Genomic DNA, 20,847 nt, shown 5'->3' on the forward strand with positions numbered 1-20,847 from the left:
ACCTATGGGGGGTACGCGGCGCAGCAGGCGATGCCCGCGGCCTATCCGCAGCCCCAGGCGCAGCCGATGGCCGAGCTGACCCCCGCCGCGTACCCCCCATAGGTGTCCTGCGCCGTCTGGAGCGGGGTGGCGGGGTACAGGGCCGGTTGTTGCTGTTGCTGTTGCTGTTGCTGTTGCTGTTGCTGTTGTTGCTGCTGCTGCGCGGACTGGAGCAGCAGCTGGAGCTCGGTCTGCGGCTCCGGCAGCGCGTACGAGGGTTGCTGCGGCAGCGCGTACGAGGGTTGCTGCGGCAGGGCGTAGGAGGCGTACGAGGGCTGCTCCAGCGCGTACGACGGCTGCTGGGGCAGGGCGTAGGAGGCGTACGAGGGCTGCTCCAGCGCGTAGGACGGCTGCTGCTCAAGGGAGGGCTGCGGGGCGTACCAGGCCGTGCCGTACAGCACCGTGCTCAGCCCGGTCAGCAGGCGCTGCACATCCGGCTGGGAGCGCACCACCAGCCGCATGAACTGGCTGCTGCTGCCCAGCTTGTTGCCGCATTCGCGGACCAGCACGCCGTGTTCGGACAGCAGCCGGTCGCGCACCTGGGCGCCGTCCGCGCCCTCCGGGAGCTTGACGAAGACGAAGTTGCCCTGGGAGGGATAGACCGTCAGCCCGGGCAGATTGGCCAGCTGGGCGGTCATCTCCTGCCGGTCGCGGCTGAGCATGCGCAGGCTCTGCGCGTACTCCGGCTGGTATCGCTTCAGCATGAAGACGATGACCTCGGCGAAGGAGTTGAGATTCCATTTCGGCAGCCGGGAGCGGATCTGGACGGCGAGTGCCGGATTGGCCACCAGATAGCCGAAACGGACGCCGTGCAGCCCGAAGTTCTTACCGAGGCTGCGCAGCACAATGACATTGGGCCGCAGCACCGCCTCGTCCACGACGCTCGGATACGCCTCCGAGTCGGCGAACTCCAGGAAGGACTCGTCGATGACGACCAGGTCGAGATCGGCGAGGGCGTCCATCATGGCGACGACGGCGTGCCGGGGCAGCAGTCCGCCGTCGGGGTTGTTGGGGTTGCATATCACCGCGACCCGCGAACCCCTTGACCTCACGAAGGAGACGAAGGCGTCCGGGTCGAGCCGGAAGCCGTCCATCTCCGGAAGCTGGAACATGTCGACGCGCTTGCCGGTCTCCATCGGCTGGTCGGTCCACCGGCCGAAGGTGGGGATCGGCACCGCCAGGCTCTCCTTGACCAGCAGATGGTCGATCCAGGTGATGAGCTCGGTCGAGCCGTTGCCCATCGCCATGGTCTGCGGCTGCAGCCCGAGCAGGCTGGCCAGCTCGGCGGTGATGGTGTCCGCCGAGCTCGGGTAGTACGTGAGGATGTCCCGCAGCCGGACCGCCAGCACCGCGAACATCGCGGGTGTGGGGAAGTACGGGTTGCAGGGGATGCAGAAGTCGACGACGTCCTGTCCCACTCCCGCCCGGGAGAGCGAGAAATACGACGGGCTGTGGTTGGTGCCACGGAACAGTTCCATGGCATTACCGGAATTGCCGACTGCGGCAACAGTCACAGCAGGACCTCCTCGGTCACGGGGCCGTGCGGACACGACCGTTGCTGCTCTGTCTCCAGAGCCTGCTGCATGATCCCGCAAACGTTGGTCTACTGAGCATTTTCGTGGGGTGTTTGAGAAGTTCGGGACAAGGGAACAAGTGAGCGGTTATCATTCCGCCTCAACGCCCTGTTCGGACCGGTTCTGCCCGGCTACCCAGACTGCCACCTGGGCGCGGGAATTGAACCCGAGCTTGCTCAGAATGCGCTCGATATGACCCTCCGCGGTGCGCTGGGCGATCACCAGCGCGGCCGCGATCTCCTTGTTGCTCAGCCCCCGCGCCACCAGACGCGCGATCTCGGTCTCCCGCGGGGTCAGCGGAGAGGGCTGCTCACCCTCCCCGGCCGGGGCCCGGGTGGGCAAGTGGTCCTGGAGCGCGTACGTCAGCGCCTCGTCGTAGGAGAGCCGGGCGCCCTCCTTCACGGCCGCCTGGAACGCCTGCTTGCCCAGGGACCGGCGGGTGTCCGCCTCACAGGACTCGTGGTAGCGGACGAGGTGGCCGTAACCCGACAGCGGGGCGCCGATGTGGTGCCAGATGTTCCGCAGGGCGCCCAGCAGCCTGGCGGCCCGCTGGTACTGGCTCTGCGAGGCCGAGATCCAGGCCATCACCTCCAGGTTGACCCCGACCCCCAGCGGGTCGTCCAGCGAGCGGTTGAAGTTCAGGCTCTCCCGCTCCAGAGCGGTCGCGCGCTCGTAGTCGCCCTGGCGCCACACCTCGACGCCGAGCGCCATCGTCGCGTATGCCCGGTGCCAGCCCTCCTCGTGTGCGTCGCACACCGCCAGCGACTCCTCGCCCACCGCGATGGCGCGCGGCGAGTCGCCCAGGAACGAATGGGCCAACGAGAGCCGGATCAGGGCGAGCGCAAGACCCACCGGGTCGTGGGTGGCGCGATGGCGCGCCACGGCCTCCTCGTACAGCCCGATCGCCGACTCGGTGTCGCCCCGGCACATGGCGATCATCCCGGAGTAGAGCGCGACATAGCCGAGGATCGCCTCCTGCCGCAGCCGGGCGCCGAGCTCCCGGCACTCCGCCAGCATGGCGGTGGCCGCGTCGATATCGGACTGGATGATGGCCAGCCAGCCGTCGGTCCACAGCGCGCGGGCGCGCGCCTCGGTCGGCTCGGGGCACAGGACCAGGCCCCGGTCCAGCCAGCCGCGCCCCTCGGTGAGGTAGTAGCTGGTGATCCAGTGGTAGAGCAGATCGGTCGCGATGCCGAGCCCGGCCGCCGCCTGCCCCGGCTCGGCGAAGCTGTACTCCAGCGCGGTGCGCAGATTGGCGTGTTCCTGCTGGAGCCGGGTGAACCACGGCACCTGTGAGGGGCCGAACAGCTCGGCGCGTGCCGTGGCCGCCAGCCGCTGGTAGTAGTCCCGGTGGCGGCGCAGCCGTACCGCCTCCTCCCCGGCCGCGGCGAGCCGTTCCCGGCCGTAGTGGCGCAGGGTGTCCAGCATCCGGTAGCGCACCGCCTTCGGATGGTCCTCCCGGATCAGCACCGACTTGTCCACCAGCCCGGCCACCAGGTCCAGGACCTCGTCGCGGTCGATACCGTCCCCGCCGCACACCGCCTCGGCCGCCTCCAGGTCCAGGCTCCCGGCGAACACCGAGATCCGGGCCCACATCAGCTGCTCCTTGCCGGTGCACAGGTCGTAGCTCCAGTCGACGAGCGACCGCAGCGTCTGGTGGCGCGGCAGAACCGCCCGTGAGCCCGTGGTGAGCAGCCGGAACCGGTCGTCCAGCCGGTCGAGCAGCTGCTGCACGGACAGCGCCCGCAGCCGTACCGCCGCCAGTTCGATGCCCAGCGGAATGCCGTCCAGCTGGCGGCAGACCCCCTCCACCGCGTCCCGGTTGGCCTCGGTGACGGCGAACCCGGGCAGGATGGCGCCGGCCCGCTCCACGAACAGCCGCACCGCGTCGCACTGGGCCAGGGACGCGACGGACAGCCGGGGGCCCTCGGCGTCCGGCAGCGCCAGCGCCGGGACGGGCAGCGTCTGCTCACCGGCCGTGCCCAGCGCCTGCCGGCTGGTGACCAGGACGCGCAGCAGCGGGGCCTCGCGCAGCAGCCGACCGGTGAGCAGCGCACACGCCTCGACCAGCTGCTCGCAGTTGTCCAGCAGGATCAGCGCCTGCTTGTCCCGCAGATGGTCCACCAGGGCCTCGACCGCGGGCCGGGAGGAGTGGTCCCGCAGCTCCAGCGCCTCGCTCACGCTCTGCGCCAGCAGCCCGGGATCGGCCAGCGCGGCCAGCTCGACCAGCCACACCCCGTCCGGGAACGCCCGGCGCGCGTCCTCGGCCACCCGTAGCGCCAGCCGGGTCTTGCCGACCCCGCCCACCCCGGTCAGGGTCACCAGCCGCGAGGCGGACAGCATCCGCTTGACCTCGGCCGTCTCATGCCGACGTCCCACAAAGCTCGTCACCTCGGCCGGCAGCCTTCCGGTGTGCCGACCGTTCGAGGTGCCTGATGCCACCGCGCTCATGGATGCCTCGAACCAGTCCCGGCCCCCAGGCCTCGCGCGCTCGGACCGGGCCGACGCTTCCAGGCTCACACTTTCCCTTAGGGATGTGTAGTGATGTGTGGTGATGTGTCGTCTATCGGAGTCGTGCAGGAGTTCGTGGATCGAATGTGTGACCTTTCCGCAGGCCTCTCGTTGACCGGATGACAGCTCCACGGACTGGGAAGAGGGGACCGGTGAGCCGGAAGCTGCCGCTCGGCAAGGGTGAGACGGCCCGCACCGCCTGTGCCCGTGGCCTGCTGCGTACCGGCGTGGTGGAGAAGACCGGCGAGGTGCTGTCGGCCGCCGTGCTGGCCGAGTGGGTGGGCTGGGCTGCGGATCTGGCCTCCGTCATGACTGCCGGGCTGCTGGCCGCGCACTGGAACGTCGCTGACGTGGGCAGGCTGGCCTCGGGTGTGGACGCCGGGGGCAGGGCACTGCCGTCGAACGCGTGGATGGCGCTGCGGCGTCTGGGCTGGACCGTCGAGGTGGGCGAGGGCGTCAAGGTCAATGACCGCATTGTGCGCATGGCGCAGGAACAGGCCGGGCGCACGCTGCGGTCGGCGGCATGGCGGGCCGATCTGACCGCGGGAGTCCTCGCGGCGTGGCCTTGCGACCCGGGCAGGCGCACCCCGGGCGAGTGGGACGCCGTCCGTGAGGCGATCCCGGACGGCTGGCACCTGCCGTCCGGCGTGATCAGGTCCCGGATCCGGCAGATCGCCGCCTTTGCGCGTCAGTACGGTCGGTTGCCGGCCGACGTGTTCGAGCTGGAGGCCGCACTCAGGCGGCGCGGATGCTGCTGTTGTCCGTGCGACGGGCAGCAGGCCACCCTCGCCAGTTGGCATGAAATGGGGAGAATGGCATTAATGCATCATTTGAGCCGTATGGTGGGGCGGGCGAGCGAGCTGTCCGAAGCCCGGAGGCTGCTCGGACGTACGCGGCTGCTCACCCTCACCGGCGTCGCGGGGGTCGGCAAGAGCCGGCTGGCGCTGGGCGTGGCCGACGTGGTGCGCGGGGACTTCCCGGACGGCGTGTGGACGGCCGAGCTCGCCGCGCTGGAGGACCCGAACCTGCTCCCGCAGACCGTCGCGAGCGCGGTGGGGCTGCGCGACCAGGCCGCCCGGTCCGCGGTGGACGTGCTGGGCGACCATCTGCGCGACAAGCGGGCGCTGCTGCTCCTCGACAACTGCGAGCACCTGATCGAGCCCTGCGCACTCCTCGCCGACCGCCTGCTGCGCCGGGCGCCTCGGCTGTGTCTGCTGGTCACCAGCCGCGAGCCGCTGCGGGTGGAGGGGGAGGCGGTCCTGTGGGTGCCCTCGCTGCCCGTGCCCGAGCCGCATCTGCGGCACAGCCCCCAGGCGCTGGCCCGCTACCCGGCGGTCCAGCTCTTCGTGGCACGCGCGGCGCGGGTGTCGCCCTCGTTCACCCTCGACGCGCACAACGGCGACGCCGTGGCCCTGCTGTGCGGGCGGCTCGACGGCCTCCCGCTGGCCATCGAACTGGCCGCGGTCGGGCTGCGGACCCTCAGCCCCGAGCAGGTCCTGGACCAGCTGGACCAGTGGCTGGAGCCCGTGGCGGGGAAGGCTGCGGCGGGGGAGTCCATGGCGGAGGAAGCCGGTGCGACCCGCGCCCGCCACCGGACCCTGGGCGCGGCCGTCGACTGGAGCTTCGACCTGTGCTCCCCGGCCGAGCGGACCCTGTGGGCCCGGGTGTCGGTGTTCGCCGGGGACTTCGGCCTGCCGGCGGCGGAGGAGGTGTGCGCCGGCGACGGCGTCGACCGCGAGGACGTGCTCGACCTGGTGGCCGGGCTGGTCGACAAGTCGATCCTGGTGCGGGAGGAGCGCGGCGACGAGGTCCGCTACCGGCTGCTGGAGACGATCCGGCGGTACGGCCGGGCGCGGCTGGCCGGATACGGGCAGGCGGCCGCGTTGCGGCGGCGCCACCGCGACTGGTACCGCGCCCTGGTGCACGAGGCCGAGCGGCAGTGGCTCACCGCGCGGCAGGAGGAGTGGCTGACCCGGCTGCGCGGCGAACTGGCGAACCTCCGTACGGCCCTGGAGTTCTGCTGTGCCGAGCCCGGCGAGGCCCGCGCGGGGCTGGAGATAGCCGCGGCGCTGTGGCCCCACTGGATCTGCGGCGGCAGCCTCGCCGAGGGCCGCCACTGGCTCGAACAGGCACTGTGGCTCGCCCCCGAGGACAGCGTGGCCCGCGGTACGGCGCTGTGGGTGGACGCGTGGCTCGCGGCGCTCCAGGGCGACACGGCCTCGGCGCTGCCCCGGCTCGACGAGTGCCGCGAGCTGGCCCTGCGGCTCGGGCACGAGCCCACCCTGGTCCGCGCCACCCAGCACCGCGGCGCGCTCGCGCTGTACGAGGGCGACTTCCCGCGGGCGATCCGCCTCATCGAAAAGGCGCTGGAGGGCCACCGCGCCGCCCGCGACCGCAACGGCATGATGACCGCCCTCTACCAGCTGACCATGGCCTGCGCCCTGTCCGGCGACGCCCGCGCGGCGGTCTACGGCGAGGAGTGCCTGGCGCTGTGCGAGGCCGCCGGGGCCCAGTGGGCCCGCTCGTACGCGCTGTGGGCGCTGGGCCTGCACACCTGGCACCGCGGCGACCGGCGGCGCGCGACCGCCCTGGTACGGGACGCCCTGCGGACCCGCTGGGTGGTGCGCGACGGGTGGGGGATGGCGCTGTGCCTCGAGGTGCTGGCCTGGACCGCGGCGTTCGGCGGGCAGCCCGGGCACGGCGCGCGGCTGCTGGGCGCGGCGGACGCGATGTGGAGTTCCCTGGGCGCCTCGCCCTCGGGGTTCCGGCACCTGGCCGCCGTACACGACGAGGTCGCCACCCGGCTCCGCACCGACCTGGGGACCCGCGCGTACGCCGCCGCGTACCGGGCGGGGGCCCGGCTGACGGCCGACGAGGCGGCGGCCACCGCCCTGCACGACCCGCCCCGTCTCCGCCCCCACGGCCGCAGCGCGGCCTCGGCCGGAGCGTGAGCGGTCGGCCGGGGGCGCGGTGGCTCGCCTCGTCCTTACGTCTGCGGTCGCCACATCCGCGGTCGTCGCGGCCTCAGCCGGAGCGTGAGCCGCCCGCGGGGCGAGAGGGGCCGGCGCGCCCCGTCTTCACGGGCCCGCCCGGGCCGCGCCGGGCCGCCGGGCCCTGCCGGCCCGCGGTGCGGCGCCGGTGGGTGCACTGGGCCCCGTCGGACCGCAGGACCGTGGCGCGGGGCGGGGTGGGGCCCGCTGGGCCCGTCCCCTTGCGGTCTCGCGCGGATTCGACCGGCCTGTGAGCCGCCCGAGCGGGGCATGGGGGGAGGGGCCGCCCCGCCTGCGTGGCCGTCGCGCAGCTCAGCCGAGGCGTGGGCCGCCCGGGCGAGGCGTCGGTGCGTACGCCGGCCGTCATGCGGAGACGGCCAGGAGACGACAGGGGAGCCGGCTGGGGAGATGTCCCTGCCGGACGGTGGCCGGGGGTGATGGGATCGCGGGGGCGCCTTCTGGGCCACGGCCGCCGGGGCCCGCGCGGCGTGGGGTCGAGGGGATCTCGCGGCGCGTCCGGGGCGCGCGACCGCCGGGACGGCGCTCCGCAGCCGCGGATCGGGTACCCATGTGGGGATTTCTCCCCTCCCCGGGAGATCCGCCCGGACGCATGCTGGGGGTCGTCTCGATTCCGGATTCCGCCGGAAGTCGGCGGAAGATCGAAGGCCCCAGCCATGTGTGATCATCATCCTCCCTGTCCGCCCGCCGACGCCACAGACCACGACTCGGCGCGTCTCGTGGCGACCCACCCCGAACAAGGGTGGAGCCTCCTGTGCAATGGTGTGGTGATCTTCGCGGACACGGGTGAACTGCTCCCCGACGGACGCGTCATCCCCGCCCCCCGTAGCTGCCCGGACCAGGCCGCATGAACGCCCCCACGGTGGCCCTGGCCGCGCAGCCAGGCACCCTCCGCCGCCCGGTGCGGCGTGGTGCCCGCGTCGCCGACCGCGGGATCTCCTGGGTGCTGCCGCGCCATCCCTCCTCGGTGCCCAGCGCCCGTCGGCTGGTCCTGTCACAGCTGGCCGTGTGGGCGCTCGCGGGATCAGCGGACGATGCCGAACTGCTGGTCAGCGAGGTGGTCACCAACGCGCTGCGCTACACCGGCGGGTCGGTCCGGCTGACGCTGTGCCTGTGTCCCGCGGACGGCGCCCTGCGCTGTGAGGTGGAGGACGCCGACCCCACGCCCCCGCAGTCGCGCCAGGCCTGCGAGGACGACGAGGGCGGCCGAGGTCTTTACATGATCGATCTGCTGGCCCGCTCATGGGGCAGCCACCGGACCGGGACGGGCAAGACCGTGTGGTTCGAACTGCACGTCCGCCCCGGCGCCGGCCAACATCGGCACGCCGACACATCTGACCTGCGACGAAAGGAGATGCCATCGGACGCTACAGCGCATACACGCACTCCGTGATGCCGAAACGGCCCGGGGACCGGAAGGTGAGTGCCCTCCACCGCGACTTCCGTCCCCGGGCCTCGACATGCCCGCACTCGCCGTAGCGCGAACACCGATTCCGTGGGACATCACCAATCACTGTCGCATCGGTTGATCACCTTTGTATCACTCGTGTAGTCTCATCATCGCAGTGAGTAGCACACTTTCCGGCTTATCGCAGCGAGTTGGGGCGTGAGGGGGCTACTGTGATGGACCGGACCGACGACTCCTGGTTACCAGTCACCCTAATCGGGCGCGCCGATGAACTGGCGGCGCTGAGGGATCATGCCGAGGCGGCGCGCTCCGGACGCGCCGGTCTTGTGATCCTCTCCGGCCCGGCGGGTATCGGCAAGACGACTTTGCTGCACGCCTTTGTGAACGGCGGGGCGTGCCAGGGCATGACCGTGCTCCACGGCCGGTGCGGCGAGGTCGTGACCAACGCGGGCTACGGCGGCGTACGAGCCCTGTTCGGCAGCTTGGGGCTCACCGAGTCCGGGGACGAAGGCGTTCACGAGTCCTCGCTGCTGAAGGGCAGTGCCGGCCGTGCGCTGCCCGCCCTGCGGCCCGCCCCCGCCGAGGAGGAGCCGGGCACGGCGGCGACCGTCTATCCCGTGCTCCACGGGCTCTACTGGCTCACGGTCAACCTGACGGCGCGCGGCCCGCTGGTGCTGGTTCTGGACGACGCCCACTGGTGCGACGAACGGTCGCTGCGCTGGATCGACTTCCTGCTGCGCCGCGCGGACGATCTGCCGCTGCTGGTGGTGCTGGCCCAGCGCACCGAGGCCGAACCGGCCGCCCCCGGCGCGCTCGCGGACATCGCGGCCCAGTCCCGCTCCACGGCGATCCGCCTGGAGCCGCTGACCGACGACGGGGTCGGGGAGATGGTCGGGCGGGTCTTCCCGACGCCCGACCATGTCCTCGACCCCGCCTTCGTCGAGCGCGCCGCCGCCGTCTCCGGGGGCAACCCCCTGATGCTCGCCAAGCTGCTCAGCGAACTGCGGTCCATGGGGGCCTCGCCGGACGAGAAGAGTTTGGGTGCGGTCGCCGAAGTGGGCCAGGGCGTGGTCGCGCTGTCCGTACGCGCCCTGATGGGCCGCCTTGCCCCCTGGGTGCGCGATGTGGCCACCGCGATCGCGGTGCTCGGCGAGGAGGGCGGGGAGCACGTCGGGGCGCTGGCCGGGGTGCCCGTCGCGCTGGTCGAGGAGGCGGTGGCGGTGTTGCGGGGCGCCGAGGTGGTGGCCCCCGACCGGGTGGATCTGGCGCATGACGTGGTGCGCTCGGCGGTGCTCGACTCGTCCGCGGCCGAGGAGTTGGGCGAGCTGCGGGCCAGGGCGGCCCTGCTGCTCAGCGACGCGGGGCGGCCCGCCGAGGAGGTCGCGGGCCAGCTTCTGCTGGTGCCCGTGGTGGACCAGCCCTGGATGCGGCGGGTCCTGCGGGAGGCGGCGGCGGGGGCCGAGACCCGGGGCGCCCCCGAGGCGGCGATCCGCTATCTGTACCGGGTCCTGGAGGCGGAGCCGCACAGCGTGTCGGCGCGCGCCCAACTGGCCAGATCGCTGGCGGAGATCAACCCGCCCGAGGCCATCGCGCTGCTGGCGGAGGCGCTGGAGCTGGCCGAGGACGTACGGGTGAGGGCGACCCTTGCCGTGCAGTTCGGGCTCGCCTGTCTGACCGTGCAACAGGCGCCCGCCGCCGTACGGGTGGTCGGCGAGGTCCTGGACGCGCTGGAGGCCGAGCTGGGGTCCGACCCCCACCCCGATCCCGCGGACCGTGAGTTGCGCGCCCTGGTCCAGTCGGTGCTGCTGATCACCGGGTGCGACGAGAAGGCGACGATCGCCGCCGTCCGCGGCCGTTTCGCGCGGATGGCCGCCCCGGCCGGGGACACCCCGGCGCAGCGCCAGACGCTGGCCATGATGAGCGTGCTGACGGCGATGGACGGGCGTTCGGCGGAGCGGGCGGTGCGTCAGGCCCGGCGCGCGCAGCGGGTGTCGGACGCCGCGACCGGCACCCTGCCGCTGATCTTCTCCGCGTTCACGCTCGGCCTCGCCGACGACGCCCAGGGCTCGCTTGAGGCGCTGGACCTCTCGCTGCGCTACAGCCAGGAGAACGCGGCGGTGTGGACGTATGTGCTCGGGCTGTCCACCCGCTCCGTGATGCTGCACACGATGGGCGAGATCCCCGACGCCCTGGCGGACGCCCAGACGGCGGTGGAGATCATCGCCGAGGAGCGGTGGAGCGGCAATGTGACCATGCCGCAGACGGCGCTGGCCACCGCGCTCGTCGACCGCGGTGAGCCGGAGCAGGCCGAGGCGCTGCTGGAGCGGATCGCCCGGCCGAATCTCGACGGCTTCGTGATGGAGTACCACTGGTATCTGATGGCTCGGGCTCGGGCTCGGTGGGCGCTGGGCGACGGCGAGACGGCGCTTGGCCTGTTTCTCGACTGCGGCAGGTCCCTGGAGGAGACGGGGATCACCAACCCGGCGTTCGCGCCCTGGTGGGCCGAGGCGGCCTGTCTGCTCGCGGAGCGGGGGCGCCCCGAGGAGGCCGGGGATCTCGTCGAGTGGGGCGCCGGGCTGGCCCGCCGCTGGGGGACTTCCCGCGCGCTGGGGCTGGCCGCGCTCGCCCGGGGGGTGACCACCCAGGGGCGTCCGGGCGTCGAACTGCTCGCCGAGTCGGTCGAGTTGCTGTCCCGGTCGCCCGCGCGGGCCGAGCACGCCCGGGCCGAGTATCTGCTGGGCGGGGCGCTGCTGGAGGCGGGCGACCAGCGCGGCGCCCGGGAGCATCTGCGGACCGCCGCCGACCTCGCCTGGCGTTGCGGGGCGCTCGGGCTCGCCCGGGAGGCCCGGCGGCGGCTGGTGGCCTCCGGTGGGCGGATGCGGGAGATCACCACCTCGCCGGTCGATCTGCTGACCGGTATGGAGCGTACGGTCGCCAATCTCGCCGCGGCCGGGGCGGGCAACCGTGAGATAGCGGAGTCGCTGTTCGTCACGGTGCGTACCGTGGAGATGCATCTGACCGGCGTGTACCGCAAGTTGAGCGTCAGTCAGCGCGCCGAGCTCGGCGCCGCGCTGCGCTCCCCGACCGCCTCGGGCCCCCAGGCGCCCGCCTGGGTCTCCGCATCCCGCGGGAGGCGCTGAGCGGTGAGCCCCGTCGTCCGGGCTCGCCCCGACTATAAACGCGGTGTATAGTGCGCGCCATGCAGCCCCCCGGCCTCCCGCTCCTCGGGCGGGAACCTGAGCAAGAGGTTCTGGCCGAGGCCGTCAGCGGCCTGACCGCGCGGCGCCCGGCGGTGGTCACCCTCAGCGGTACGGCGGGCTTCGGGCAGAACGCGCTGCTGCGGTGGGCGGTCGGGCTCGCCGAGGACCGCGGTCTGCGCGTGCTGAGCGCCCGGGGCACCCCCGGCGAGAGCGATCTGCCGTACGCGGCGGTGACCCAACTGCTGGGCCCGCCCGCCGACACCGCATCCGCCGATGCCGCATCCACCGACACCGCATCTGAGGGCCCGCCCGGGTGCGAGGGGCCGTTGCCGGGCCTGGCCGAACTGCTGCGCACGGCATGGGACCGGCCGACGCTGCTGGCCGTGGCGGACCTCCAGTGGCTGGACCCCGACTCGCTGCACTGGCTCCAGGCGCTGGTGCGGCGGCTGCCCGGGGCGCCGATCGCGGTGCTGGCCGGCGCCATCGGCCCCGTACCGCTGGCCGATGCCCTCCCGGGGCCCGTCGCCGTGTCCCGGCTGTCGCTACCGCCGCTGGGCCCCGCCCAGGTCGCCGCCGCGGTGACCCTGGTGTGCGGCGGCCAGAGGCAGGAACAGTTCACCGCGGTCGCGGCCGAGGCCACCAGGGGCAACCCGGCGGTGCTCCACGACGCGCTGCGCCGCTTCGCCGACACCGGACATGAACCGGCCGACGCCCGGGTGCCCCAACTGCGCGCGATCGTGGCCGCCGCCACCGCCGACCACGCCACCCGCGCGCTGCGCGGTCTGCCCGCCCCGGCGGTCGCGGTGCTGCGCGCCCTCGCCGTCTGCGGCGACCTGCTGGACTTCCCCCTCGTCTGTACGCTCGCCCGGCCGCGCCCGGAATACGAGGCGGGGCTGCGCGAGACGCTGGAGGCGACCGGGCTCACCGCCCCCGGCCCCGGCGCGGCGCTGCGGCTGACCGGCCCGGAGGTCCGGGCCCGGGTGCTGGAGGAGATGCCCGCCGACGAGCGGGCCGATCTGTACGCGCGCGCCGCGGAACTCGCCCACCGGGCCGCCGTGGACGACGCGGACATCGCCCGGCTGCTGCTCACCGCCCGCCCGATCGGGGCGCCCTGGGCCGTTCACGTACTGCGCCGCGCCGGGGCCGACGCGCTGCGCGCCGCCGACCATGTCCGGTCGAGCGCCTGCCTGGCCCGCGCGCTGGAGGAGCCGCTGGACCGCGAGCAGCGGGCCTGGCTGAGCCTTCGGCTGGCCGCCGTCGAAGTGCTGGAGGCGCCGGAGGCCGGGGACCGCCGGTTCGCCGCGGTCCTCCGGTCACCGGACGCCGATCTCGCCGGGGCACGGCTGCGCGCCGCGGACCTGGCGCTGGCCCGCGGCGGCTCCGACGTCGTACGCCAGGCGCTGACGGACGCCCTGCCCGCCGCGCGGGGCGGTGAACGCAGCGCCCTGACCGCCCTGTTCTGGCTCGCCGAACTGGGCCGCCACGACGACACCGACCTGCTGCTGCACGAGGTCCCCCCGCTCCCCGCCCACCCGTCCTCACCCGCCCAGGCCGGGGCGCGCGCCTGGCAACTGGCCCTGCTCGGCGAGGACCTGCTCACCACCAGAGCGCTGGCCCGCAGAGCCTTCGCCGGCCCCGCCGACGAGGGTGGGCTGTTACTGCCCCGGCTGGCGGCCTGCCGGGCGCTGTGCCTGGCAGACGACATGGACGAGGCCGGGCTGCGGCTGGACGAACTGCTCACCGAGGCCCGGCGCGACCATGCCCGCGCCGCCGCCTCGCTGGTGCTGACCGGGCGCGGCGATATGAACCTGCGCCGCGGCCGGCCCGATCTGGCGGAGCGGGATGTCGCCGCCGCCGAGCGGGCCCTGCCGCACACCCATCTGCACCCCCTCTACGCCCCCTACGCGCGGGCCGTACGGATCCTCGTCGCGCTGGAGAGCGGCGACCGCAAGCAGACCGCCGCGCTCATGGCCCTGCCCGACCCCGACGCGTCGTGGAACACCATGGCAGGGGCCCATCTGCTGTTCGCCAGGGCGCTGGTGGACATCGCCGACGGCAAGCCCGTCGAGGCGATCGACCTGCTGCTCGCCGCCGGCCGGCGGCTGCTGCGCCTCCAGTACGTCAACCCGGCCCTGCTGCCCTGGCGTTCGATGGCCGCCCGGGCCTGCCATGCGCTCGGCCACGACCAGGAGGCACACCGGCTCAGCCGCGAAGAGCTCGCGCTGGCCCGGCGCTGGGGCGCGCCGAGCGCCGTCGGCTGGGCCGAGCTGGGCATCGGACGGGTGGCCCGCGAGGGACGGGCCGCCAGGCTGCGCGAGGCCGTGCGTACCCTCCGAGCCGCCTCCGACAACATGGCCTACATCGGGGCGCTGATGGAGCTGGCCACCGTGGAGCTGGACGCGGGGCGGCGGCGGGCCGCGGAGCCCCTGATCGCCGAGGTGTCCCGGCTCACCTCGGCCCATCCCGGCAGCAGACCGGCCGCGCGGGCCCGCGCACTCGCCCAGCGGCTCGGCCGACCGCCCACGGCCGCGGTCCGCGGACTGCACCCCGCCTGGGCCGCGCTGTCCGACGTCGAGCGGCGCACCGCCACCCTCGCGGGCCTCGGGCACGGCAACCGGGACATCGCCGACATGCTCTCGGTCACCACCCGCACGGTGGAGCTGCGGCTGAGCGGGGCGTACAAGAAGCTGCGGATCAGCGGCCGGGCCGAACTGCGTGACATGGTGCGCTTGATGGAGGGCTACGACACGGATGTTGCATGAGCGGGGCGCCGAACTGGCGCAGATCACCAGCGCGTTACGGGCTGCCCGCGAGGGCAGGCCGTCCCTCGTCCTGCTGACCGGCCCGCTCGGCATCGGCCGGTCCGCGCTGCTCCAGCGGCTGCCCGCGCGAGCCGTGAACGAGGCCGAGGACGACGTACGGGTGCTGCGCGCCAACGCCGCCCCGGTGGAACAGGACTTCGCCCTCGGCGTGGTGCGCCAGCTGTTCGACAGCCTGCTCGCGGGCGCCCCCAGGGAGCTGAGCGAACGCTGGACGCGCGAGAGCGCGTGCTTCGCCACCCTGGCCCTCGCCGATGAGGACATGCCCGCCGACGACCGCCCCACCGCCGCCTACGAACCGGCGCTCAGCGGTCTGCTTTCGCTGCTGGAAAGCGTCAGCGCCGACGGCCCGCTGCTGATCCTGGTCGACGACCTGCAGTGGGTGGACACCCCCTCGCTGCGCTGGCTGGCCTACCTGGCCAAGCGGCTGCGGGGGCTGCGCGCCGTCGTGGTGTGCACCCTGCGCGACGGGGAGCCCCGCGCCCGGCACCCCCTGCTGAGCGAGGTCGTGGAGGCCGCGACACACCGACTGCGCCCCCGTCCGCTGTCGTCCGCGGGCACCGCGGCGTTGATCCGCGACCACTTCGGCGAGCCGGGCGACGAGGAGTTCATCCGGGCCTGCCACGAGACCTGCGCCGGCGGCCCGTTGTCGCTGACCGCTGTGGCGCTGGACCTGGCGGCCGCCGGTCACCGGCCGACCGCCGACCGGGTCGGCGCGGTCCGCGCGGCCCGCCCCGCGGACCTGCGCGAGCGGCTGGCCAGGTGCGTACGCCTGCAGCCGGCGCCGGTACGCCACCTGGCCGCCGCGATCGCGGCCCTCGGCGAACCGGGCGACCCGGCACTCGTCCCCCGGCTGGCCGGCCTGGACCCGATCGACTACGCGGCGGCGCTGCGCGACCTGCACGCGCTGGGGCTGGTCGCCGACGAGCGGGAGCCGCGGTTCGTCCACCCCGTCGTGGCGGACGCCGTCCACTCGTCGCTGTCCGTCGCGGAGCGGGAGTGGCTGCACGACCACGCGGCGGAGCTGCTGTACCGCGCCGGGCGCTCCGACGAACAGGTCGCCGCCCAGCTGATGGCGGGCGTCACCTCCCGCCACGACTGGTCGGTCGGCGTGCTGCGGGCCGCCGCGGACGTCGCGCTGCGCCGGGGCGCCCCCGAGGTCGCCGTACGCTATCTGCGGCGCGCCCTGCTGGACGCCTCCCTGCTGGGCGAGGGCCGGGCCCGGCTGCTGATCGACCTGGCCACCGCGGAGCGCGGCCTCGACCCGGTGGCGTGCGAACGCCATATCTCCCAGGCGATCCCGCTGCTCCCCACGCCCGGCCACCGGGCCGCCGCGGCGCTGCGGCTCACCCCGGCCGCCATGGGCCTGCTGCGGCCCTCCGCCGTCGATCTGCTGCGGCAGGTCGCCGACGAGCTCGGCCCGCCGGACGCGCTGGGGGGAGCGGCGCGCGAGGTGGCCCTGCGGCTGGAGGCACGGCTGCGCCAGAGCGGCATCGACGACCCGGCGGAGCTGGCCTCGGCGGTGGAGCGGCTGTACAGGATGGGGGAGGAGCCGCCGACGGCCACGGCCGCCGAGCGCGAACTGGTCGCGGTGCTGGTCAGCGCCGCCACACTCACCTGCAGACTGCCCGCGGACGAGGTCACCCGGCTGGCGATGCGCCTTCTGGAGCGCGAACCGGTCGCGTCGGCGCGGGTGTACTCAGCGCTGCCGCTGGCCACCGTCGCGCTGGTCGCCGCCGACTCCGTGGACGCCGTCGGCTCCTGGCTCTCCGTCGAGCAGCGGATCGGCCGGTCGCGCGCCGCTGTCACGGTCGGCACCGTCGTCGATGGGTTTGGCCACCTGGAGCAGGCGATGGTGCTCATGGCGCGCGGCCGGCCGACCCTGGCCCACGCCCATGCCGAGCTCGCCCTGCGGCTGTCCGACGCCCACTGGCATGAACTCGGCGTGGCCGCCACCATCGCGCTCGTCCGCACGGCCCTGGAGATCGGCGACCCCGCGCTGAGCGAGCGGGTGCTCGACGAGGCCTCACGGCGCTCCTCCTCCTGTCTGCCCCTGGCGGCGGCGGTGCAGTTCCTCGGCGCGTCCGTGGACGCCCACCGCGGCCGCTGGTCCGCCGCCGTGGAGACCCTGATGGCCTGCGGCCGCCGGCTGGAGTCGGCGGGCTGGCGCAACCCGGTGCTGTTCCCATGGCGGCTGCGCGCGGCCGGCCTGTACCAGCGTCTTGGCGACTCCCGCTCGGCGCTCGCGCTCGCCGAAGAGGACCGGCTGCGGGCCGAGGAGTGGGGCGCGCCGGTCGCCATGGGCCGGGCGTTGCGGCTCAAGGGCATGCTGCTGGGCGGCGAGACGGGCGAGGACCTGCTGCGCGAGGCGGTCGGCGTGCTGCGCGGCTCGGCCAACGAACTCGAACTGGCCCGCGCCCTGCTGCTGTTGGGCGGGCGCCTGGAAGGCCGACCGGAGGCCGAGGACATGCTGCGGGAGGCGGCGGCGCTGGCCGCCGAATGCGAGGCGCCGTGGCTGGTCGAACGGGCCCGCCGCGGCGGCGGGGACGGCACCGTCCGGCTGGAGGACGCGCTGACCCGCACCGAGCGGCGGGTGGTGATGCTGGCCGGCCGGGGACTGACGAATATGGAGATCGCCGGAGAGCTGGGCGTCACATCCCGCGCTGTCGAGAAGCACTTGACGAATTCTTATCGCAAGCTGAACGTATCCGGGCGGCGTGAACTCATCGCCGCCCTGCCGCGGCTGCAGGCGGTCAAAGGAAGTTAACGCCGCTAATGCTCCGCCGCTCGCCGTGACCCCACGGGTCTCGCGCGGCGCCCCCGCACCCCGGGGCGGGGGGCTGCGCCCCCACATCCGGTGCGGCGCCCGCCCTGTCTCGGGGAGGCAACCTCCTTGCCAGGTCAGCGCGTTGGGATATGGTTCGATGCGCCCGACGGCGACACCGAACCGAACCACCGAAACCGTGGCCCGCGGACCGAACCATCCGCCGTACGCACCACAGGATTTGCGGCGCGCCGTCAGCGGACGTTGACTCGCCCGTCCGGGGCTACCTAGTCTCCGAACCGAAATATCAAATTGCACGACCAGTATTTCGTTCCCCGTGATTTCCGGGGGAACGGATCCCTGAAGGGACGGCAGGCCATTGGCGATTCCCGCGCCCGCAGACACAGTGATATCCCACGACGCAGGACGTGATCAGCTCGAGTACGCCGACCTCCTCGGGCAATTCGACCAGCCAGGCGCGTGTGTGGCCCGCCTCGACCCCAACCTGCTCGTCCAGCAGGCGAACCAGGAGTTCTTCCGGCAGTTCGGTGGCTCCTCCGCGGAAGTGTGCGGCCGCGCCTTCTGCGATCTGGCCCACCCCAGCCTGCGGCAGCCGCTCAGGCATCAGCTCGGCCGGCTCGTCGACGGCTCCCGCCGCCGGTTCGCCACCCATGTCGTCGCCTTCGCGGCCGAGGGCACGCCGTTCACCAGCGCGCTCACGGCCGTCCCGGTGCGCGGGGAGACCTCCCGCGTCGCCTCGATCCTGGTCGTGATGCGCTCCGCGGCGGGCTTCGAGGGCGCGGACGTCGTCACCCCGCACAAGAAGGTCCTCACCGAGATCGAGGCCCGCATCCTGGAAGGCATCGCCGCCGGGGTCTCGACCGTCCCGCTGGCGTCCCGGCTCTACCTCAGCCGCCAGGGGGTCGAGTACCACGTGACGCGGTTACTGCGGAAGTTGCGGGTGCCCAACCGGGCCGCTCTCGTCTCCCGCGCCTACTCCATGGGGGTGCTCGAAGTGGGCTCCTGGCCCCCGAAGGTCGTCCAGGACTTCATCAAGTGATGCGACGCCACCGGTTTCCTTCGCCGAGTTCCTTCGTCAGGCTCCTTCGCCGGGCTCCGCGCATGCGCCGCCGTGCGCGCCGGTGAGCGACTTCGCTCATGGAAATCGACAAATCGGTCAGTGGTTGATCGGATCTTGTCACGCTCCCGCATTCGTGCGCATAGTTGTGCACCTTCTTCCTCGGAGCGTGGAACATGACGAATGCGTTGCGAAGAGCCCGGGCCACCATGGGCGTCATCGCCGCCGGCGCGGCCCTCGCGCTGCTGGTGGGCGTGGCGCCGGCCCAGGCCCGTACGCCGGGCGGCGCGGCGGGCGCGCGCGAGCGGGCCGGGGCGGCCGTCGACGCGATGATGGGCTTCTACGACCGGCAGAGCGGGCGTTGGGACCCCGACGCGCCCTGGTGGCAGTCGGGCAACGCGCTCCAGGCCCTGCTCGACTACATGGCCAAGACCGGCTCCAGGAAGTACCTGGCCGAGGCCGAGCACACCGTCGAGGTCCAGCGCGCGCCCCTGCCCTGGTGGCCGGAGGGCGGCGGTGAGTTCCGGGCCGACTCCACCGACGACACCGGGTGGTGGGCGCTCTCCATGGTCCGGATGTACGACCTGACGCGCGACCGCTCATACTTGGACATCGCCAGGACCGACGAGGCGTACATCCGCGGATACTGGGACGACGTCTGCGGCGGCGGGGTGTGGTGGGACATCCCCGGCAAGACCTACAAGAACGCGATCAGCGTCGAGCTCTACATCAAGCTGCTCGCCTCCCTGCACAACCGGATCCCCGGGGACAAGGTCTATCTCAAGCGCGCGCTCGAGGCCTGGGCCTGGTTCCGGGACAGCGGGATGATCAACGGCGACCACCTGGTCAACGACGGGCTGCGGACCCAGTCGGGCGACTGCTCGAACAACGGCGGCACCACCTGGACGTACAACCAGGGCGTGATCCTGGGCGGCCTGGCCGAGCTGTACCGGGCGACCGGGGACCGCTCGCTGCTGGCCGACGCCCGGAAGATCGCCGACGCCGTGATCGCCGACCCGTCCCTGTCCCCGGGCGGAACCGTGACCGAGCCCTGCGAGGCGGCCGGCGACTGCAACGCCGACCAGGGCTCGTTCAAGGGCATCTTCGCGCGCAACCTCGACGAGTTGGACGACGTACTGCCCGGCCACCCGTACCGTGGCTATCTGCTCGCCCAGGCCAGGTCCGCGTACGCGCACGACCGCGACGGCAAGGACCGGTACGGCCTGCGGTGGGCCGGGCCGTTCGAGGACGCGAGCGTCAGCATCGGCACCCAGGACTCCGCCGTGTCCCTGCTGACCGCCGTGCTGTGAGCGCCCCGGCGCGGCCCGGGGTTCATGTGCGGGACTCCAGGTCGCGCCGGGTGTCGTCGCCGTACACCCCGTCCTCGTCGCCGCGTATCCCGTACCACAGCTGAAAGCGGGCCACGGCGGAGGCGAGGCTCTGGTCGTACTGGCCGTTGACCGAACCGCCCGTGTACACGTCCGGGATCCGCAGCAGCCGGGACTGGAGCTCGGAGACCTCGGGGCCGCTGTCCCCCAGGGACAGCACCGCGTCCTGGCCCTCGCCCTGGCCCCCCTGTCCGTCGCCGCTCGGCGGAGCGGCGGAGGCGGTGGGCGCGGCGGGGGCCGACGTACGGCCGGACGGGGTGCCGCTCTCCGGATCCGGCTGCGCCGCGGTGGATCCGTCGGCGCCGGGGATGAGCAGGACGAGCGTGAGCGCGAGGCCCGCCCCGACCGCCCCCGCGGCGGCCAGGGCGGCGGGGCGCGACCGGCGCCAGAACGGCGGCGCGGCGGGGGCGGCGTGCGCGGCGGAAGAGCCAGTTGAGTCAGTTGAGCCAGCTGAGTCGGCTGGGGCCGCGGAGGACAGCGGCTCGGCGGCCGTCCGCAGACCGAGGTCGAACTCCTCGGTGTCCGCGTCGCCGAGGTCGTATGCGCGGGGCGGCGTCCCCGCGACCAGCGGGCGGAAGAGGTCAAGGTCCTCCATCCAGCCGTCGGCCGGCGGGTCACCCTCCCGGTCGGGCTTCGCAACCGCACGGAAGATCCGGGTCGGCTCGATCACCTGCCGCCCGGTGGGCTGTTCGGGATCGGTTCCGGCAGCCATACAGACCTCCTCCTCTTGTGCGGCGCGCCGTCGAGACCGTCGACACCGTCAAGACCGTCGGGAGGAGATACGGACGGGGAGCCCGGAAGACTCAACCGGAGAAGTTGGTACAGGAAGCGCCCACGGTGATGTCGCCCGCCGGGATCGGGGGCACGGCCTTCACAGGCACAGGCCGAATGGAGGCCGCGGTGTCGCAGTCGCTGCGCTGCGCCGGGCCGTTCGCCGTCGGCTGTGCTGCCGCGGTCCCGGCGCCTCCGGCGCCGCCGAGCACCAGGACGCTCGCCGCCACCGCCATCCGGGCCTTCTTATGAGTCGTGGGCATGGGTACCTCCGTGTGGATCTGTTG

12 protein-coding genes are annotated in these 20,847 nt (G+C 73.4%); 8 read left to right on the forward strand and 4 right to left on the reverse strand.

Annotated features, from left to right (window positions below):
• Window positions 1–41: 41 nt before the first annotated feature.
• Window positions 42–1,553 (reverse strand): aminotransferase class I/II-fold pyridoxal phosphate-dependent enzyme, encoded by a 1,512-nt coding sequence (locus CCN51_RS27240; protein WP_425444779.1) that lies wholly within the window; start codon window positions 1,551–1,553, stop codon window positions 42–44.
• 150 nt (window positions 1,554–1,703) lie between these two features.
• Entirely contained in the window at window positions 1,704–3,992 is a 2,289-nt protein-coding gene (locus tag CCN51_RS27245; RefSeq protein WP_014181591.1) for an ATP-binding protein, read from the reverse strand.
• Window positions 3,993–4,276: 284 nt separating this feature from the next.
• Between CCN51_RS27245 and CCN51_RS27250 the strand changes: the two genes are divergently transcribed.
• From CCN51_RS27250 to CCN51_RS27285, 8 genes are all read left to right on the forward strand, one after another.
• Window positions 4,277–7,075: an ATP-binding protein gene (locus CCN51_RS27250; RefSeq protein WP_014181592.1), complete on the forward strand. Its 2,799-nt coding sequence runs from the start codon at window positions 4,277–4,279 to the stop codon at window positions 7,073–7,075.
• Window positions 7,076–7,788: 713 nt separating this feature from the next.
• On the forward strand, window positions 7,789–7,983 hold the full coding sequence (locus tag CCN51_RS57915) for a DUF5999 family protein (protein ID WP_078610761.1): 195 nt from the start codon (window positions 7,789–7,791) through the stop codon (window positions 7,981–7,983).
• Window positions 7,980–8,525 (forward strand): ATP-binding protein, encoded by a 546-nt coding sequence (locus CCN51_RS27260; protein ID WP_014181593.1) that lies wholly within the window; start codon window positions 7,980–7,982, stop codon window positions 8,523–8,525. The genes CCN51_RS57915 and CCN51_RS27260 overlap by 4 nt, the downstream gene beginning before the upstream one ends.
• A 230-nt stretch (window positions 8,526–8,755) precedes the next feature.
• On the forward strand, window positions 8,756–11,680 hold the full coding sequence (locus CCN51_RS27265; RefSeq protein WP_014181594.1) for a helix-turn-helix transcriptional regulator: 2,925 nt from the start codon (window positions 8,756–8,758) through the stop codon (window positions 11,678–11,680).
• A gap of 59 nt (window positions 11,681–11,739) precedes the next feature.
• Window positions 11,740–14,502: an AAA family ATPase gene (locus CCN51_RS27270; RefSeq protein ID WP_014181595.1), complete on the forward strand. Its 2,763-nt coding sequence runs from the start codon at window positions 11,740–11,742 to the stop codon at window positions 14,500–14,502.
• Complete coding sequence (locus CCN51_RS27275) at window positions 14,492–17,326, forward strand: ATP-binding protein (protein WP_014181596.1); 2,835 nt, start codon at window positions 14,492–14,494, stop codon at window positions 17,324–17,326. Before CCN51_RS27270 ends, CCN51_RS27275 begins: the two co-directional genes overlap by 11 nt.
• A gap of 403 nt (window positions 17,327–17,729) precedes the next feature.
• Entirely contained in the window at window positions 17,730–18,383 is a 654-nt protein-coding gene (locus CCN51_RS27280; RefSeq protein WP_238545524.1) for a PAS and helix-turn-helix domain-containing protein, read from the forward strand.
• 194 nt (window positions 18,384–18,577) lie between these two features.
• On the forward strand, window positions 18,578–19,711 hold the full coding sequence (locus CCN51_RS27285; protein WP_238545525.1) for a glycoside hydrolase family 76 protein: 1,134 nt from the start codon (window positions 18,578–18,580) through the stop codon (window positions 19,709–19,711).
• Window positions 19,712–19,733: 22 nt separating this feature from the next.
• On the opposite strand, the gene CCN51_RS57920 is transcribed toward CCN51_RS27285, so the two are convergent.
• Both CCN51_RS57920 and CCN51_RS27295 read right to left on the reverse strand, forming a co-directional pair.
• A complete protein-coding gene (locus CCN51_RS57920) occupies window positions 19,734–20,501 on the reverse strand; it encodes a peptidoglycan-binding domain-containing protein (RefSeq protein WP_245881689.1) in 768 nt (255 codons plus the stop codon).
• Window positions 20,502–20,592: 91 nt separating this feature from the next.
• Window positions 20,593–20,823: a hypothetical protein gene (locus CCN51_RS27295; RefSeq protein WP_143675903.1), complete on the reverse strand. Its 231-nt coding sequence runs from the start codon at window positions 20,821–20,823 to the stop codon at window positions 20,593–20,595.
• Between the last annotated feature and the right edge of the window lie 24 nt (window positions 20,824–20,847).

The organism is Streptomyces milbemycinicus, from assembly GCF_002154605.1.
GTDB classification, from domain to species: Bacteria; Actinomycetota; Actinomycetes; order Streptomycetales; family Streptomycetaceae; genus Streptomyces; species Streptomyces milbemycinicus.

Excerpts from the sequence above, each read along its gene's own strand:
- CCN51_RS57915 (WP_078610761.1), top strand. The coding sequence starts at position 7,789 with ATGTGTGATCATCATCCTCCCTGTCCGCCCGCCGACGCCACAGACCAC.
- CCN51_RS27260 (WP_014181593.1), top strand. The coding sequence starts at position 7,980 with ATGAACGCCCCCACGGTGGCCCTGGCCGCGCAGCCAGGCACCCTCCGC.
- CCN51_RS27265 (WP_014181594.1), top strand. The coding sequence starts at position 8,756 with ATGGACCGGACCGACGACTCCTGGTTACCAGTCACCCTAATCGGGCGC.
- CCN51_RS27270 (WP_014181595.1), top strand. The coding sequence starts at position 11,740 with ATGCAGCCCCCCGGCCTCCCGCTCCTCGGGCGGGAACCTGAGCAAGAG.
- CCN51_RS27275 (WP_014181596.1), top strand. The coding sequence starts at position 14,492 with ATGTTGCATGAGCGGGGCGCCGAACTGGCGCAGATCACCAGCGCGTTA.
- CCN51_RS27285 (WP_238545525.1), top strand. The coding sequence starts at position 18,578 with ATGACGAATGCGTTGCGAAGAGCCCGGGCCACCATGGGCGTCATCGCC.
- CCN51_RS57920 (WP_245881689.1), bottom strand. The coding sequence starts at position 20,501 with ATGGCTGCCGGAACCGATCCCGAACAGCCCACCGGGCGGCAGGTGATC.
- CCN51_RS27295 (WP_143675903.1), bottom strand. The coding sequence starts at position 20,823 with ATGCCCACGACTCATAAGAAGGCCCGGATGGCGGTGGCGGCGAGCGTC.